This is a genomic window from Brachybacterium sp. GCM10030252 (genome assembly GCF_042666535.1).
Classification (GTDB): Bacteria; Actinomycetota; Actinomycetes; order Actinomycetales; family Dermabacteraceae; genus Brachybacterium.
Genome location: NZ_JBHTDM010000012.1, coordinates 59,111 through 74,531, shown reverse-complemented (window position 1 = coordinate 74,531; position 15,421 = coordinate 59,111). Strand labels below are relative to the sequence as shown.

The window sequence follows — 15,421 nt, the reverse complement described above, 5'->3', positions numbered from 1 at the left end:
ACGCCGTGCGCTGGGTCTACGCCAGCTCCTCCGCGGCGTGGACGGCCATCGCATCGCGCACGTAGGGCGCGAGCTCCCGGCCCTCGAGCGTGAAGGTCTTCGCGAATCGAGGATCGGCGACATACATCTCACCGAGCCCCATGAACGCCTCCGCGTCGGGAGCCTTCCCGCCCCAGCCGGCACTGATCCAGTCGTATAGCCGGCGGGTCAGGGCCCGCACCTCCTCGCTGTCCACGGCGACCCCGCGCCGGGCGGCGTCGTCGTAAGCGGCGATCAGGTCGGTCAGCTCCGCCTGGAACGCCTGCTTCCCGGCCTCGTCCAGAGACCTCCACCACGCCTCGGAATCGGCATAGGCCTGCGCACCCCAGCGCTCCTCGACCTCATCCTTGTACTGCGTATGGTCGAATCCCTCGAACATCTTCTCTGCCATGAGTCCTCCTCCTGTCTCGATCATCGAAAGGGTCGCTCGCACCGACGCGACGGCCTGTGCCAGGCGCTCCCGTTCACGCTCCAGCTGCCGCACGTGCTCACGCAGCGCGTCGGCCACGTCCACCTGCTTCTCGAGCACGCGGCCGATCTCCGCCAGGGAGAGGCCGAGCTCGCGCAGCACCAGGATCCGCTGCAGGCGCAGCAGCCCGTCGCGGTCGTAGAACCGCTGGCCGCCGTGCCCGGTGCGGGAGGGCGTCAAGAGCCCCACCTGCTGGTAATGGCGCAGGGTGCGGCTGGTCGTGCCGGAGCGGCGGACGACGTCCTGCATCGACCACTCCTGCTCTGTGTTGCCGGCCATGTCCGGTTCCTCCTCTCTCCACCGTGGTGCATGGACCACAGTGACGCTTGACGTCGCGTCAAGCGCAAGGGGTATTCCGAACCGGGCCCCGAACCGTAGGGTGGCGAGCCATGGAGATGACGATGCCCGGGGACTGCGGCAACTCACCGCGCATGGCGATCGTGGCCGACGTCGCCGCGGCCTGGGCCTCGGGCGATCATGACGCCATACGCGAGTGGCTCACGGACGATGCCCGCTGGGTCCGCGTCGGCGCCGACGGACCCGATGCCTCCCACGGCGGACCCGCGATCGTGCCGCCTCCCTTCGAGGCCGAGCGCGGCGAGATCCTCACCGTCGTCAACCACGGCCGAGGGGCCGCGTGCGACGGCTACCTGATCCGCGGTGAGGATCGCGCGGACTTCTGCCACGTCTTCCGCTTCGCCGGCGCCGCCAGGACGGCCCGCATCCGGGAGATCCGCACCTACCTGCAGACCTGAGTCACCACGGGATCTGCTCCGCGGACTCCAGCACCGTCGGCTCCAGCTTCTCCGCGCGGGCCCCGTGCGCCCCCGCAGCCGCCGGAGCGAAGGCCAGTCCGGTGCGCGAGGTCAGCTCCTGGAGATCCACCAGGTAGGTCGAGAAGGCGGAGAGGTCCAGGCGCTCCAGCCCACCGAGATCCTGCGCCAGCAGGAAGGCCTGCACGCGCAGCTCGTCGTCGACCATGTAGTAGGCGGCCTTGAAGAACTCCTGGGGCAGGCGCACGCCGCGGTACTCCCGGTCCCGCTCGCCGAAGACCGGGCCGCCGACGACGCTGACCCGCAGATCCTGCACCTCGACCTGGTCGAACAGGGAGTTCTCCACCTCGCCCCAGACACCGCCGCGGCCGGACTGGTTGAACCGCGCCATCTGCGGGGCGATGTTGGTGAAGCAGAAGGAGTCCTCGTTGGCGCGCCGGGCCTCGGCCCGCTCACCCCAGGTGAGATCGGCGCGGCGGGCGATGTGCCCCCGATCGAGGCCGTTGCCGCAGTACAGGTCCTCGCCGGCCTGGGCGTCCTCCGGGAGCCGGTCATCGAGGCGGAAGTCGATCCCGTCCCGGCTGATCCGTTGCAGGCGTGCACCGTCGATGTTCCAGGCGACGACCCGCGCGAACCGTCGGGAGGCCGACTGGACCAGCGAGAAATGCGTGTACGGCACCACGGGTGATCCGTCGACGCAGGCCGCATCCTCGCGATGCTCCGCCGCCAGCTCCGGGAACGGCACCGGCTCGGCGAGGAAGTCGGGATCGTAGCCGCGGGCGCTCGCCCGGGAGGCCGCCTCGGCCTGCGCGGTGGCGGGGGAGAGGGAGAATCCCAGTGCCGTGCGGACGGACGAGGCATAGCAGGCCAGGGCACGTTCCTGCCCGTCGGCCGAATCCGCGCCCGCGAAGTGCAGCCCGCCGAGGACCGACGAGGTGTGGCCGTTGCCGGCCTTCAGCATCCACGCCGCCCCGGAGTCCCCGCCGTCGCTGAGCGCCGTCTGCTGGCCGGTGCGCCGTGGATCCGGCTCGATCTCGAAGCCGCCGATGCTGTGCTCACCGGCGCCGTCGCCGTAGTCGAGGGCGACCATCGTGTGGATGCGCGCGACGACCCCGTGGCTGACGCCCGTGGTGCGGCCGGACTTCACCACGCGATCGCCGAGCTCGGGATCGCCGATCTCCTCCGGCACCACGTCGAGTTCCAGGATCGAGGGGTCGCTGCTGCGCTGGTCGAGCGAGGCAAGGGCTGCGTCGCCAGCCGCCCCGAGATGGGACCGCAGCAGGCGGCCGAAGACGTTGCGCGGATCACCGGAATTGTCGTCATGGGTTCCGGGTTGGAGCACCTCGTCCCCGATCGTCCCCTCGGGACCGTGCAGCACGTGCCAGTTCGAGAGGACCACCGGCGCTCCGGTCCTCCGGTCGTGGACGATGGCGCCCGCGGTGCCCGCCGAGACCGTCGGGTGCGAGATGCTGACACCGGGACGCAACGGGTCCATGCGTCCCTTGCGGTCCTCGTCGAAGGCCTCGGGCACCACCTGGTACGAGGGGACGTAGACCCGTTCGATCACGTCGGTCGGCACCTCGACGGACTCGATGTCGACGGCCTCGGGCAGAGCTCGGGTGGGGGCCATCTCCAATTCAGCCGGCGCCAGCTTCGCCCGCACGGTGAACTGGATGCATACCTCGCCGGTGCGCTCGCCCTCGACCTCCTTGGTGCCGATGCCGAGGGAGGTGACGTTGCCGTCCTCGAGATAGAGCCGGCCCCAGCGGCGGATCCAGGTCCGCATCTGCTCGATGGTCGCTCCAGGTCCCTGTGTGCTCGCGCTCATGGCTCCAGTGTGGGAGGCGGGGGTGACGCGCGGGCGACGGGGACGTGAAGGATCGGTCCGTCACGGGCGCATGACGGCTCCGCGAACGGCGTCGTACAGCAGTGCGCGCCGGGCAGCATGGACATCGTCGGGTTCGTCGGCCGTCGCGGCGTAGACGTTGCTGACCGGGGACCATGCCATCGACATGCCGATGACCAGCGCCATCACGTCGAACGGGTCCCCGTCGCGGACAGAGCCGTCGTTCTGCCCCTGGGCGATGTGGGCCAGTTTGCGGTCGTCGAGGCGCTCGGCATCCTCGACGAGGTGGCCATCGGGTCGGCGCTCCAGACGGGCCCAGGTGGCCAGACGGATCAGGTCCGGCCGGCGCAGATACTCGTCGTAGAGGCGGACCGCCCAGTTCGCGAGGTCCGAGTCCTCGAGCGGGACGGCGTCCATGATGTGCGTCAACGAGTCGCGGAAGATCGCGTCGAAGAGTGCGTCCTTGTTCCCGAAGTAGCCGTAGAGCTGTGCCTTGTTCGTGCGTGCGGTCTCGACGATGCGCTCGATGCGGGCACCGGCGATGCCGTACCGGGCGAACTCCTGGGTCGCGGCCTCCACGATGCGCTCGCGAGTGGCGGCGCCGCGCGGCGTCAGATGCTTCGTCGTCATAACGACAGCCTAGCAACAGACCAGTCGGTTTACTTTGTCACGCTGTGGACGTACGCTGCGGCAGACCGAACAGTCTGTTTGCAACTGAGGAGAGAAACATGAGAACCACCGACGGATGGGCCGCCGACGGGGCCGGCAGACTGCGACGCACGACCCTGGAACGGCGCGACCTGCGACCAGGAGATATCGCAGTCCGGGTCGACTACTGCGGGGTGTGCCACACAGACCTTCACGCCGTCCACGCCCATGGTCACGCCGAGGAGCAGCTGGTCCCGGGCCACGAGTTCACCGGAGTGGTCACGGCCGTCGGCCCGCAGGTGATGGATCGTGCCGTCGGCGAGGCGGTCGCGGTCGGCAACATCGTCGACGCCTGCCTCGAGTGCGACATGTGCACAGCAGGTCAGGAGAACTTCTGCCGAGAGTTCCCGACGCTCACCTACGGCGGCCGAGAGCGCGGGGACGGCGCGATGACCCTGGGCGCCTATTCGCGCGAGTACGTGCTCCGCGAGGACTTCGCGTACCCCCTGCCCGAGGGGCTGGACCCCGCGGCGGCTGCCCCACTGCTGTGCGCAGGGATCACCGTCTGGGAGCCGATGCGCGCCCTCGAGGTCGGCCCGGGGGTCCGTGTCGCAGTGGTCGGCCTGGGCGGGCTGGGTCACCTGGCAGTGCGCCTCGCCCGCGCACTGGGCGCCGACGTGAGCGTCATCAGCCGCACGGCAGCGAAGACGGAGGACGCCCGGCGCCTGGGCGCCGTCGACGTGGTGATCTCGTCGGATGAAGCCGCAATGGCGGAGGCGCGCTCGCGGTTCGACGTCCTCATCGACACCGTGGCTGTGGCGCACGAACTCTCGCCCTACCTCGCGCTGCTCGCCCTGGACGGAACACTCGTTCACGTCGGCTACCTCGGGCCTCTCACCGTGGAGACCACCGAGCTGCTCATCGGACGCAAGCGCATCACCTCGGCGGGCAGCGGTGGCCGGCGCGAGACGGCGGCGATGCTGAAGTTCTGCACCGAGCACGGAGTCGTCGCCGACATCGAGCTTCTGCCCTCAGTGCGGGTGAACGAGGCGTTGGAACGGCTCGAACAGGGTGACGTGCGCTATCGCTTCGTCCTGGACCTCTCGGACCTCGACGGGGAATGACGGGGATCCCGTTTGCTGGCTGTTCGTCCGCAACAGGGCCACCGGGCATGCCCGGACGAGGACGACGAACGGCCGGGCCGTCCCTGAAGACGACCCGGCCGGTCGGATACGCGGTGAACTCGCGTCAGCGGCGTCGTGCCGCAGAAGGATCAGTAGAGGTTGAGGAAGGTCTGCAGGACCTCCGCGGTGTCCTCATCGATCTCGTCGGAACCGTTCTGGGCGGCACCGATCTCGTGCTGCAGGCCGGCCACGGTGTCCTCACCGATCACGCCGTCCTGCTCGGTGTTGGCCCACGCCTGGAGCGCGAGGGTGGTCTCCTCGTCCATCTCACCGGTCTGCTCGACGCCCAGCCAATCCTGGAGCGCGGTGATGGTCTTGGGGCCGACCTTGCCGTCGACCTCGAGGGTGCCGGCGACGGAGAGGTCACCGGTCGCCTTGGAGCCCGGCTCGCCGGCGGACTTCTCCGGCTGCTCAGCCTGCTCCGGCTGCTCGGACTCCTGAGCCTGCTCGGACTGCTGCTCCTCGGACTCGGACTGCTCGGACTCCTCCTGCTTCTGCTGGGAATCCTCCTCGTCCTTGCGCTCGCTGCGGTCCTCGTCGCGGCTGCTGCTGTCGTCCTCGCGGGACTCCCGCTGCTCCTGCTCGCCGGACTGCTGCTCCTGGGAGTCCTGCTCCTGCTCCTGCGACTCCTGCTGCTGGGAGTCCTCCTGCTGGGAGCTCTCCTCCTCGCCGTCGTCGTCGGACGCAGCGGGAGCACCGCCGGTCTCGGCGCCGCCGCTGAGGTGCACGCCGCAGTTCGGCCATGCGCCGGCACCCTGGCCCGCGAGGACCTTCTCGCCGATGGCGATCTGCTCGCTCTTGGAGGCCTGATCGGCGCTGGGGGCGTACTGCGTGCCGCCGTAGCCTTCCCAGGTCTGCTGGCTGAACTGCAGGCCGCCGTAGTAGCCGTTACCGGTGTTGATGGACCAGTCGCCGCCGGACTCGCACTGCGCGACGTCGTCCCAGCCGCCCGCGGCGTTCGCTGCGCTGCCGCCGGCCAGCATGCCGGTGGCGACGACTGCGCCACCGGCGAGGGTGACGGCGGTACGGGTCAGGCCACGGCGCAGGGCCGGGGTCCTCATGGCATGCGTGTTGTGCTTCGGCATGAACACGTCCTTTCGGATGTCTCGCGTATCTCGAACGTCGGCCACGGTAGGGCCCGCACTCCCCCTGAAGGCAAGAGAGATGGGGGAGGGGTGACGGCTTTTTTACTCTTGCGTTTCAGGACTATGACATTCGGCGACGGCGATGCCGGTGCTGTGACCTGCATGAATGGAGATGCCCTCACGTGTTCGCGCACGTCATGTGATGTAGGCGCCCTTTGTTCCTCAGATCACGGGGCTATAACAACGATAGTGACGTGCGCCTCCAGGAGGCTTAGTGAAGGTGGTGTGTGCGGCCGGTTCCGATGGCGAACCGTCGCATTTCCGACGCACCGGACCGCGGCGGTGCGGCCAGCTCGCCGCCACGGAGTGGCAGGGCGCAGGCGGTCGGGCTCCGGGTCGGGTGGATCGCGCGGCGGGAACGGTCAGCGGGCGGTGTCGATCAAAGCCCCGACCGGCCCGGTGGAGCACGTCACGCGAAGGGGACGGGATCAGACCGGCGTCGCGGCACCTCATCACCCGGGGACGTCGACGGGCCCCGCCGCTATGCGACGGGGCCCCGGTCGACGTTCCTAGGAGATCAAGCGCGGAGGTCAGCGCTCCTCGGGGCCGTCGTTCTCCTCACGAGAGGCCGAGTCTCGGGACTGATCCGCCGGAGCGGAGCCTGCCCGAGGATCCTCGACGAGGATGTTCCCGTCGGCGTCCTTGCGGACCTTGCCGTCGGGCCCGATGGTCGACAGCCCTTCGGGGTGCTCGTCGCTGCGCGTGCCGCCCTGACGATCGCTCCAGCGCTTCTGGGCCATCGCGTGGGCATCGTCCAGCAGCTCGCTGAGGGACTTCTCCTCGTGCACCAGGTCCTGGTACTTCTCCGGCAGGTTCTTCAGCTTCTCCTCGTTCTCCATCAGGCGGCGGTACACGCGCTCCCGCTCCTGCTCGAAGGACGTGTACGTCATCGACACGTACGCTTCGGCGTCGCGGCGGGCGCTGGAGACGGTGTTCTGTGCGCGTCCGCGCCGCGAGACCAGCGACGCGATGACCGTGAGGGTCAGGACGGTGATGATCACCCCGAGGGAGAGCGAGGTCGTGACCTCGGGAACCGGGACCGGCTCGCCGTGATTGATGATGCCGAGCTCGTTCTCATGCAGCGCGTGGAGGATGAGCTTGACGCCGATGAAGCCCAGGATCGCCGCCAGGCCGTAGGAGAGGTAGACCAGGCGATCCAGCAGGCCGTCGAGCAGGAAGTACAGCTGCCGCAGGCCCAGCAGCGAGAACACGGTCGCGGTGAAGACGATGAAGGTGTTCTGAGTCAGCCCGAAGATCGCCGGGATCGAGTCGAGCGCGAACAGCACGTCGGTGCCGCCCACGGCCACCATGACCAGCAGCATCGGGGTCATCACGCGCTTGCCGTCCACCTGCGTGGTCAGGCGGTCGCCGTCGTAGACGTCGGTGGTCGGCAGCACGCGCTTGGCGAGGCGGACGACGAAGTTGTTGGCGTCGTCCTTGTCCTCGTCCTCCGGCTTGAGCATGTTGCCCGCGGTCAGCAGGAGGATCAGGCCGAAGAAGTAGAACGCCCAGGCGAAGTGCTCGATGATCGCGGCGCCGCCGGCGATCAGGCCGGTGCGGGCGATGATCGCGAAGGTGATGCCGAACAGCAGCACCTTCTGCTGGTCCTCGCGCGGCACGCGGAAGCTGCTCATGATCACGAGGAACACGAAGAGGTTGTCGACCGAGAGCGCCTTCTCGGTGATGTAGCCGGCGAAGTACTCGCCGCCTGCCTGTCCGCCGCCGAACAGCAGTACGAGCAGGCCGAAGACGACGGCGATCGCGATGTAGATCGACGACCAGACCGCGGCCTCGCGGAGCGTGGGGATGTGCGCCTTGCGCACGTGGAAGATGTAGTCGAAGGCCAACAGGCCCACGATCACGGCGATCGTGAGGGCCCAGATGAGTGGGGAGACAGTCATGGTCCTGCTTTCCGGGTCGCTGTATGGACCCGGGTCTCTCCACCCGCCGATTCCTGTCGGCGGGCCGTTGCGCCCGGAGAACCCTCGTCAGTTCTCGTGATGACGTGCGCAGCGTGGCGGATACTCCCCCGTTGCCGACACGGAGTCTACACAGGAGCCCTGAACGCCCGCGAGAACGGTGAGAGCAAGGGCACCTCAGAGCAGGTCGTCAGGCCCGGTGTCCCGGTGGGCGTGGAGGAACTCGTCGACCACGGCCGCCCCGAGATCCTCGGGGTCCGGGGCGACGACGGTGCCGCCGACGCGTCGGGCCATCGCCGCCAGGAACCTGGTGAGGCCAGGGTCGTCCCCGAGCCGGAAGAAGGTGGTCGAGGCCCCGGCCCGGCCGAGTCGGTCCAGCTCCGCCACGGTGGCGGTGATCGTCTCGGCCTCGGGCGGGTAGGAGAACCAGGACTCGCCGCCGGGAAGCAGCTGCGCGGTGGGCTCGCCGTCGGTCACCACCAGCAGCACGGGCTGCATGCCGGGGTGCTTGCGGAAGAACTGTCCGGCGAGCATCAGCCCGTGGTGGAGGTTGGTGCCCTGCTCGTGCACCGCCTCGAGCGCCAGCAGCTCGCCGATCTCGCGGGTGCGCGCGTAGCGGCCGAAGGAGACCAACTGCAGCGCATCGCCCCGGAATCGGGTGCTGATGAGGTGGTGCAGCGCCAGGGCGGTGCGCTTCATCGGCACCCAGCGGCCCTCCATCGCCATCGAGAACGAGGTGTCCACGAGCAGTGCGACGGCCGCCCGGCTGCGGGCCTCCGTCTCCCGCACCTCGATGTCCTCGACCTGCAGGTGCACCCCGGCACCGGGGTCGCCGCCCTCGCCGGCGGTGCGGGTGATCGCATTGGTCAGGGAGCGGCCGACGTCCCACGGCTCGGCATCGCCGAACTGCCACGGGCGCGTGGCCCCGGTCTGCTCGCCGGCCGCGCCGGCCTGGCGGGTCTCGCGAGCCCCGGTGCGGGAGGAGAGTCTGCTCGCGGTGTCGCGCAGCAGGGACGCGCCCAGCTTCCGCGTCGCGGCGGGGGAGAGCCGCAGAGTCCCGTCGGCGGAGCGACTGAGGTACCCGGAATCCCGCATGGCCTGTTCGAGCTCCTGCAGCGTGCGGGCCGAGACCGCGGCGTCCTGACCCAGGTGCCGGGTCAGGGCTTCGATGTCGAGATCCGACAGACTCGAGCCCGCATAGGACTGCGAGAGCTGTTCGGCGAGATTGTCGAGATCGGCGAGGTCCTGCATCACGCCCGCACCCTCGCCGAGACCGAGCCCCTCCTCCCCGTCGAAGGACTCCGAACCGGTCCAGTCCTCACCCGGGCGCAGCGCCTGCAGAGCCCCGTCCATGCGGGCCAGCTGCGCCATCAGCTCCGGTGACCCGAAGGCCTGGCCGGACAGCGCCATCAGTTCCTCGCGCTGCTCGGGCGTCATCGAGCGGAGCATCCGCGCGGCGGCGGCCGAGCGCTGGGCCAGCACGTCGATCAGCTCGTCGATGTCCTGGGGGTCCTCGGGGAAGGCATCCCCGTGCTTGGCCATGAACTCGTCGAAATCCTGGGAGGTGTCCTCGCCGCGAGCGTGCTTCTCCAACAGGTCGCCGAGGTCCCGGAGCATCTCGGTGATGGCCGCGCGGTCCTCGTCGGTCGCTCCTTCGAGGGCCTGCTTCATCCCGGCGAAGCGCTGGTCGAGCATCTCCCGGCCCAGCAGCTCCTGGATCTGCTGATAGGTCTCCCGGCCCTCGGTGGAGGCCCAGTCGTAGCCGGCGAGCTCGGTGACCGCGGCCGACGTGGAGGCCGGCAGGTTATCGATCGTCATCTCCCGCAGCGTGCGGTCGGTGGGATCCATCTCGGTGTCTCGGGCCAGCTGCCCGCGCTCGGCGAGGACCGCCTTGTCCAGCAGCTTCTTGACCTCCTGCAACGTGCCGTCGAGGCGGTGCCGGCTCAGCAGATCGCGCCGCCGCTGCTGGACGCGGCCGGCGAGCTCGTCGAGTCCCTCACGGCTGCGGCCGCCGCGGCGCAGGAACTCCCGCAGGGCGTTCTCGGGCGAATAGCCGTCCATGACCCCCTCGGAGACGGCATCGAGGGCCTCGGCGAGGTCGACGGGGGGCGCGAGCGGATCGGGGCCTCCGGTGAACCGCCCGTAGCGGGCGCGGCGCTGGGGTCGGGGCATCGCGTCATCCTCCTTCTCGGCCGAGGAGCACTCAGCCGTAGACCGTCTCCCCGGCCCCGCTCTCCTTGGAGAGGCGGCGGACCAGGAACAGGCCCTCCAGGGCCAGCTCGATCGCCCCGGCCCGCTCACCGGGACTGTGCGCGCCGAGCCGTTCGGCGATCTCGTCGTACACCTCCGGGGCGGACAGCTCGGGCAGGGACTCGAGGAATTCCGTGGCCGTCACCTTGTCGCCGGTGGTGACGGTCTGGGACCCGTCGAAGGCCTCCACCAGCGGGCCCAGGTCGAGGTTGCGGAAGTGCTCGCGGACGGTCTCGGCGGTGGCGGTGCGCAGCAGGTGCTCGAGGATCTCGAGTTCGCGCCCCTCCTCGCCGGATTCGAACTCGACCTTGCCGCCGAGAACGTCGATCGCCGTCTCCAGGTCGACGGGCCGGGCCACGGCCTCGTCATCGCGCACCGTCGCGCGGTGCAGGGCGGCCGCGGCGACGGTCTCCGCGGCGGCGATGGCGAAGCGGGCCGAGACCCCGGAGGCCTGGTTCACGGCCGCGGAGTCACGCAGGTTGCGGGTGAAGCGGGCGAGGATCTCCAGCAGCACGTCGGGCACCGCGGCGGCGAGCTCGGCCTCCTGGCGGGTCACGGCGATCTCGTCGGCGATCTCGAGCGGGTAGTGGGTGCGGATCTCGGCGCCGAATCGGTCCTTCAGCGGGGTGATGATCCGCCCGCGGTTGGTGTAGTCCTCCGGGTTCGCCGAGGCGGCGACCATCACGTCCAGCGGGAGCCGCAGCACGTAGCCGCGCACCTGCACGTCGCGCTCCTCCATGACGTTCAGCAGCGCGACCTGGATGCGTTCGGCCAGGTCGGGCAGCTCGTTCAGTGCCACGATGCCGCGATTGGCGCGGGGGACCAGCCCGTAGTGGATGGTCTCGGGGTCACCCAGCCGGCGGCCCTCCGCGACCCGCATCGGGTCGACGTCACCGATCATGTCGGCCACCGAGGTGTCGGGCGTGGAGAGCTTCTCGACGTACCGCTCGCTGCGGTGCAGCCAGACGATCGGCAGGGTCTCGCCCTCGGCCGAGAGGCGTTCACGGGCCGCGTCGGTGATCGGGTCGAAGGGGTCCTCGTGCAGCTCGGAGCCGCCGACGGCGGGGACCCATTCGTCGAGCAGGCCCGCGAGGGTGCGCAGCAGGCGGGTCTTGCCCTGCCCGCGCTCACCGAGCAGGACCACGTCGTGGCCGGCAATGATGGCACGCTCGAGCTGCGGGATGACGGTCTGCTCGAAGCCGTGCATGCCGGGCCAGGGGGAGCGGCCCTCGGCCAGGGCGGCCAGCAGGTTCTCGCGCATCTCCTCGCGCAGGGTGCGGTGGGTGTATCCGGCGGCGCGCAGCTCGCCGAGGGTGGTAATCTCAGGCTTCTGGCTCACACCCACACGGTAGACCTCTCTGTCCTTCGTGTGGGAGGCGTGCCTACTCTGTGATCGATGAGCGAGCACACGGGCACCCTGATCCTGCTGGTGCGTCACGGGACCACCTCGACCACCGGCACCCTGCTGCCCGGGCGGGCGAGCGGCCTGCACCTGGCCGACGCCGGTCGCGCCCAGGCCGAGCAGGTGGCCGAGCGGCTTCTCGAACGCCACGCGCATCGCCCGCTGAGCGCCCTGCTGACCTCGCCGTTGGAGCGGGCAGTGGAGACGGCGACGCCCACGGCCGAGCGCACCGGGCTCAGCCTGAGGCACGAGGAGCTGCTGCTGGAGTGCGACGTCGGGGAGTGGACCGGGCAGAAGCTCGCCGACCTCTCCCGGCTGCCCGAATGGCGCACCGTGCAGTCCGCGCCCTCGCAGTTCACCTTTCCCGGCGGGGAGAGCTTCGCCGACATGCAGAACCGGATGGTCTCGCTCGTCGAGCGCCTGCGCACTGAGCACCCCGGCGGCACGGTGGTGTGCTTCTCCCACGCCGATCCCATCCGCAGTCTGCTCGCGCACGCCCTCGCCGGTGGTCTGGATGCGATGCAGAGGCTCTCGGTCTCCCCGGCCTCCGTCTCGGCCATCGAGTATCCGAAGCACGGGGACCCGGTGGTGCTGCTGACCAACTCCGGAACTCGTTCCCTGGCCGATCTCACCGCGCAGTGAACGAGCTCCACGCCCTCGAGACGGAGCCGATCGAACTGCTCGGCGGGATCGTCGGCTCGAGCAACGAGACGTTCCTGGTGCGGCTGGGCGAAGCCTGCGCTGACGTGCACGCCGTGTACAAGCCCGAGCTGGGCGAGCGGCCCCTGCACGACTTCCCGCCCGGCCTGTATCGGCGGGAGCGGGCCGCCTACCTGCTCTCGCAGCATCTGGGCTGGGGCCTGGTGCCGCCGACGGTCATCCGCGAGGACGGACCCTTCGGGGTCGGCTCCTACCAGCTGTTCCGCCACCACGACCCGGACGAGCACTACTTCACGCTGTACACGCGCAGCACGGGGCACGTTCTGCCTGTCGTGCTCGAGGGATTCGGCGACCCCTTCGGGCTCGGTCTGCTCGAGGCCTCGGCCGACGGGGCAGGCGAGGACGTCCAGGAGCAGCTGCGGCGACTGGCCGTCTTCGACATCCTCGCCAACAACGCGGACCGCAAGGCGGGTCACGTGCTGCGGGGGACCGACGGGCGGGTGTGGGCGATCGACCACGGGCTGTGCTTCTCCGAGGATCTCAAGCTGCGCACCGTGATCTGGGACTTCGCCGGGGAGGCGTTGGAGGACGAGACTCTGGAGTCGTTGTGGGATGTCGTCGACGAGGTGCCCGCAGAGGTCGCGGACCTGCTCGAGCCCGCGGAGGTGCGAGCGCTGCAGGGACGCGCCCGCTGGCTCACCGCGGTCGGCGAGCTGCCCGGGGACCCGACGGGGATGCGATTCCCCTGGCCGCTGATCTGAACCTGGCCGCTGATCTGAGAGGAGCGAAGGATGGCACGGGAGCACGAGAAGACCGTCGCCGAGCTGCTGGAGACGTATGGGACCACCTATGCCCAGCAGGCGGGCATCACGCTGCGGGACAAGCCCTCGCCGCTGTACCGGCTGCTGGTGCTGTCCACGCTGCTGTCGACCCGGATCAGCGCCGACATCGCGGTGGACGCCGCGATCGAGCTCTCCCGCGCCGGGTATCGCACGCCGCAGCGGATGCGTGAGGCGAGCTGGCAGCAACGGGTCGACGCACTCGGTCGTGGGCACTACCGCCGGTATGACGAGTCCACCGCGACGCGGCTCGGGGACGGTGCCGAGCTGCTGCTCGAGGAGTACCGCGGTGACCTGCGCCGGCTCCGCGAGCAGGCCGAGGATCGTGAGGGCGTCCTGGATCTCCTGCAGGCCTTTCCGGGCATCGGGCCGACGGGCGCTGCGATCTTCGTCCGCGAGGTGCAGGGCATCTGGCCGGAGCTGGGCCCGTTCCTCGATGCCAAGGCACTGGACGGGGCCCGGCGCGCCGGGCTGCCCGAGGACGTTGCGGCACTGGACGCCCTCATCGACCCCGGCGACCGGCCCCGGCTGGCTGCGGCCCTGGTGCGGGTCGCGCTGGAGGGGTAGGAATCACTCGCGGTCCTCGACCGCGTCCTCCAGCTCGTCCTTGTCCATCTTCGAGCGGCCCTCGACGCCCTGGCGCTTGGCGTCCTCGTACAGCTGGTCCTTTGTGCGGCCCTGGGGGCCCTGGCCGGACCGCTCGCCGCCGCGCTCGGACGGGGACTTGTCCGCGGTGGAGGTCTTCGAGGCCTCGTCGGCCTCGCCTTCCTGGGCCCGCGTCTTGTTGACCGTGCGGGCGGCGATCTCCTCCGCCGTGTCCTCCGAGCGGCCCTGGTCCTTCACACTGTCCTTGACGTGCTCGTACTGCCGTTCGCGCTTCTCGCTCCATGCCTCGGGCATGATCGGCTCCTTCCCTCAGGGAAACTCGTCCATCTCCATACTGGAAGTCCTCGCCCCGAGCGTCGAGCGCCCGGACCAAGCGGTTCTCAGCTGCGCAGCTGCTCCTCCTCCTCGGCCCGCGGCGAGGGCTCCTCGCGCTCGGGCTCGACCGCGTCCTCGCGCTGGGTGTCTCCGCTCATGCTGCCGATCCGGTTCGACGGGGTGGCCTCGTCGCGCCAGCGCAGCAGGGCGCCGACGCCTTCCGGGATCCCGTCGAACTCCGCCTCCAGCGCGGAGACGGAGGCGTCGGTGAGGATGGCCCGGCGCAGCAGACTCTCGATGCCGGCCGGCTCGGTGCCGGAGACGAAGATGAGCTCCTCGACCTGACCGCGGTCCAGGGCCTGGCCCACCTCGCGCGCACCGCCGACGGAGGCGCCGTCGCGGGCCTGGCTCTCGTGGAACCGCTCCGAGAGCGCGCGCTGGCGCTCGTCGATGAACTCCCGGGTGGTGCGGGCGACGACCTCGCGGAACGAGTCGCGCTCCAGCGCCACGCCGCGGGTGCCGCCGGAGACCTCCTGCAGCCGCTCCCGGACCTCACGGCCCACGGCGTCCTTGCACAGGCTCATCGCGCGCACGTCGCCGCTGAGCAGCACCATGTCGGGGTCGTGCTCGCGCACGATCCGGTCGACCTTCTCGGCGACCGCGTCGGCATTGCGCTCCCAGGAGTCCTCGACCCGGGCCTCGTAGTTGTTGGCGCGCCACCCGTGCTGGGTCCCGCCGCCGAGGTTGGCCTTGTGCAGCTCGTCGTGGCCGCCCTCGACCGTGTCGTCCGCGCCCAGCCCGTTGGGCCCCTGTGCGATCGACGGGTTCTCCGGGGCGCGCAGATGCAGATCAGCGCCCGCTCGATCCACGACGATCAGCAGCTGGCTGACCGCGAACGGCGTCAGTTGCAGCAGCGGCAGCAGCTGAGGCGACTCGCCCCGGTGCACCGACTCCTGCAGCGGCGGCACGGGCAGGACGCGGTCGATGAGGATCTCGTCGTCGGTGGCGATGATCGTGCGGCCGTGGCGGCCGCCGATCGGGGACGGGCTGAGCACCGTCTCCTCGATCTGTGTCAGCAGGTCGTCCGGGGCGCCGTCGGCCGCGAGCGAGGAGCGCATCTGCGACCAGCGCGTCTCGAGCTCGGCGGCGGAGTGCGGATCCGTCCTGGTGGTGTCGAGGTGGACCGAGGTGAAGGGACCGGACCGTTCGAGTGCCGGCTTGAGCCAGGGCAGTTTCACTGTGACCTCCTGCGTGCTCGACGTGCGGGGACCGAGCTCCCAGCTCGGCCTCGTTGCACCGCGTGGGTCGTCCCACCCTTCCACGCGG

14 protein-coding genes are annotated in these 15,421 nt (G+C 70.1%); 5 read left to right on the top strand and 9 right to left on the bottom strand.

Features of this window, described 5'->3' with window-relative positions:
- Positions 1 to 16: 16 nt before the first annotated feature.
- A complete protein-coding gene (locus tag ACFQRJ_RS12185) occupies positions 17 to 787 on the bottom strand; it encodes a MerR family transcriptional regulator (protein WP_377019392.1) in 771 nt (256 codons plus the stop codon).
- Positions 788 to 897: 110 nt separating this feature from the next.
- Here ACFQRJ_RS12185 and ACFQRJ_RS12180 point away from each other — a divergent pair, with 110 nt between their 5' ends.
- Positions 898 to 1,263 (top strand): nuclear transport factor 2 family protein, encoded by a 366-nt coding sequence (locus ACFQRJ_RS12180; RefSeq protein WP_377019391.1) that lies wholly within the window; start codon positions 898 to 900, stop codon positions 1,261 to 1,263.
- A gap of 1 nt (position 1,264) precedes the next feature.
- On the opposite strand, the gene ACFQRJ_RS12175 is transcribed toward ACFQRJ_RS12180, so the two are convergent.
- Positions 1,265 to 3,109 carry a DNA/RNA non-specific endonuclease gene (locus ACFQRJ_RS12175; protein ID WP_377019390.1) on the bottom strand — a complete coding sequence of 615 codons (1,845 nt, stop codon included), beginning with the start codon at positions 3,107 to 3,109 and terminating at the stop codon, positions 1,265 to 1,267.
- A gap of 60 nt (positions 3,110 to 3,169) precedes the next feature.
- Positions 3,170 to 3,757: a TetR family transcriptional regulator gene (locus ACFQRJ_RS12170; RefSeq protein WP_377019388.1), complete on the bottom strand. Its 588-nt coding sequence runs from the start codon at positions 3,755 to 3,757 to the stop codon at positions 3,170 to 3,172.
- Positions 3,758 to 3,855: 98 nt separating this feature from the next.
- Between ACFQRJ_RS12170 and ACFQRJ_RS12165 the strand changes: the two genes are divergently transcribed.
- Positions 3,856 to 4,899 carry an NAD(P)-dependent alcohol dehydrogenase gene (locus ACFQRJ_RS12165; protein WP_377019387.1) on the top strand — a complete coding sequence of 348 codons (1,044 nt, stop codon included), beginning with the start codon at positions 3,856 to 3,858 and terminating at the stop codon, positions 4,897 to 4,899.
- Between the two features lie 149 nt (positions 4,900 to 5,048).
- Here ACFQRJ_RS12165 and ACFQRJ_RS12160 read toward each other — a convergent pair whose 3' ends face one another.
- The 4 genes from ACFQRJ_RS12160 to ACFQRJ_RS12145 form a co-directional block, all read right to left on the bottom strand.
- The gene (locus tag ACFQRJ_RS12160) at positions 5,049 to 6,044 is read right to left on the bottom strand and encodes a transglycosylase family protein (protein ID WP_377019386.1); all 996 of its coding nucleotides are present in this window, start codon (positions 6,042 to 6,044) and stop codon (positions 5,049 to 5,051) included.
- Positions 6,045 to 6,634: 590 nt separating this feature from the next.
- On the bottom strand, positions 6,635 to 8,005 hold the full coding sequence (locus ACFQRJ_RS12155) for a TerC family protein (RefSeq protein ID WP_377019385.1): 1,371 nt from the start codon (positions 8,003 to 8,005) through the stop codon (positions 6,635 to 6,637).
- A gap of 195 nt (positions 8,006 to 8,200) precedes the next feature.
- On the bottom strand, positions 8,201 to 10,195 hold the full coding sequence (locus tag ACFQRJ_RS12150; RefSeq protein ID WP_377019384.1) for a VWA domain-containing protein: 1,995 nt from the start codon (positions 10,193 to 10,195) through the stop codon (positions 8,201 to 8,203).
- A 31-nt stretch (positions 10,196 to 10,226) separates the two neighbouring features.
- Positions 10,227 to 11,612 (bottom strand): sigma 54-interacting transcriptional regulator, encoded by a 1,386-nt coding sequence (locus tag ACFQRJ_RS12145; protein ID WP_377019382.1) that lies wholly within the window; start codon positions 11,610 to 11,612, stop codon positions 10,227 to 10,229.
- Between the two features lie 57 nt (positions 11,613 to 11,669).
- Here ACFQRJ_RS12145 and ACFQRJ_RS12140 point away from each other — a divergent pair, with 57 nt between their 5' ends.
- The 3 genes from ACFQRJ_RS12140 to ACFQRJ_RS12130 are packed head-to-tail and all read left to right on the top strand — an operon-like array spanning position 11,670 to position 13,741.
- Complete coding sequence (locus ACFQRJ_RS12140) at positions 11,670 to 12,317, top strand: histidine phosphatase family protein (RefSeq protein ID WP_377019381.1); 648 nt, start codon at positions 11,670 to 11,672, stop codon at positions 12,315 to 12,317.
- Positions 12,314 to 13,096, top strand: coding sequence for an SCO1664 family protein (locus ACFQRJ_RS12135; protein ID WP_377019380.1), 783 nt, complete (start codon positions 12,314 to 12,316; stop codon positions 13,094 to 13,096). The genes ACFQRJ_RS12140 and ACFQRJ_RS12135 overlap by 4 nt, the downstream gene beginning before the upstream one ends.
- A gap of 30 nt (positions 13,097 to 13,126) precedes the next feature.
- Positions 13,127 to 13,741, top strand: coding sequence for an endonuclease (locus tag ACFQRJ_RS12130; protein WP_377019379.1), 615 nt, complete (start codon positions 13,127 to 13,129; stop codon positions 13,739 to 13,741).
- Between the two features lie 3 nt (positions 13,742 to 13,744).
- Here ACFQRJ_RS12130 and ACFQRJ_RS12125 read toward each other — a convergent pair whose 3' ends face one another.
- Entirely contained in the window at positions 13,745 to 14,074 is a 330-nt protein-coding gene (locus tag ACFQRJ_RS12125) for a plasmid stabilization protein (RefSeq protein ID WP_377019378.1), read from the bottom strand.
- A gap of 86 nt (positions 14,075 to 14,160) precedes the next feature.
- Positions 14,161 to 15,333: a Vms1/Ankzf1 family peptidyl-tRNA hydrolase gene (locus ACFQRJ_RS12120; RefSeq protein ID WP_377019377.1), complete on the bottom strand. Its 1,173-nt coding sequence runs from the start codon at positions 15,331 to 15,333 to the stop codon at positions 14,161 to 14,163.
- Positions 15,334 to 15,421 lie beyond the last annotated feature (88 nt).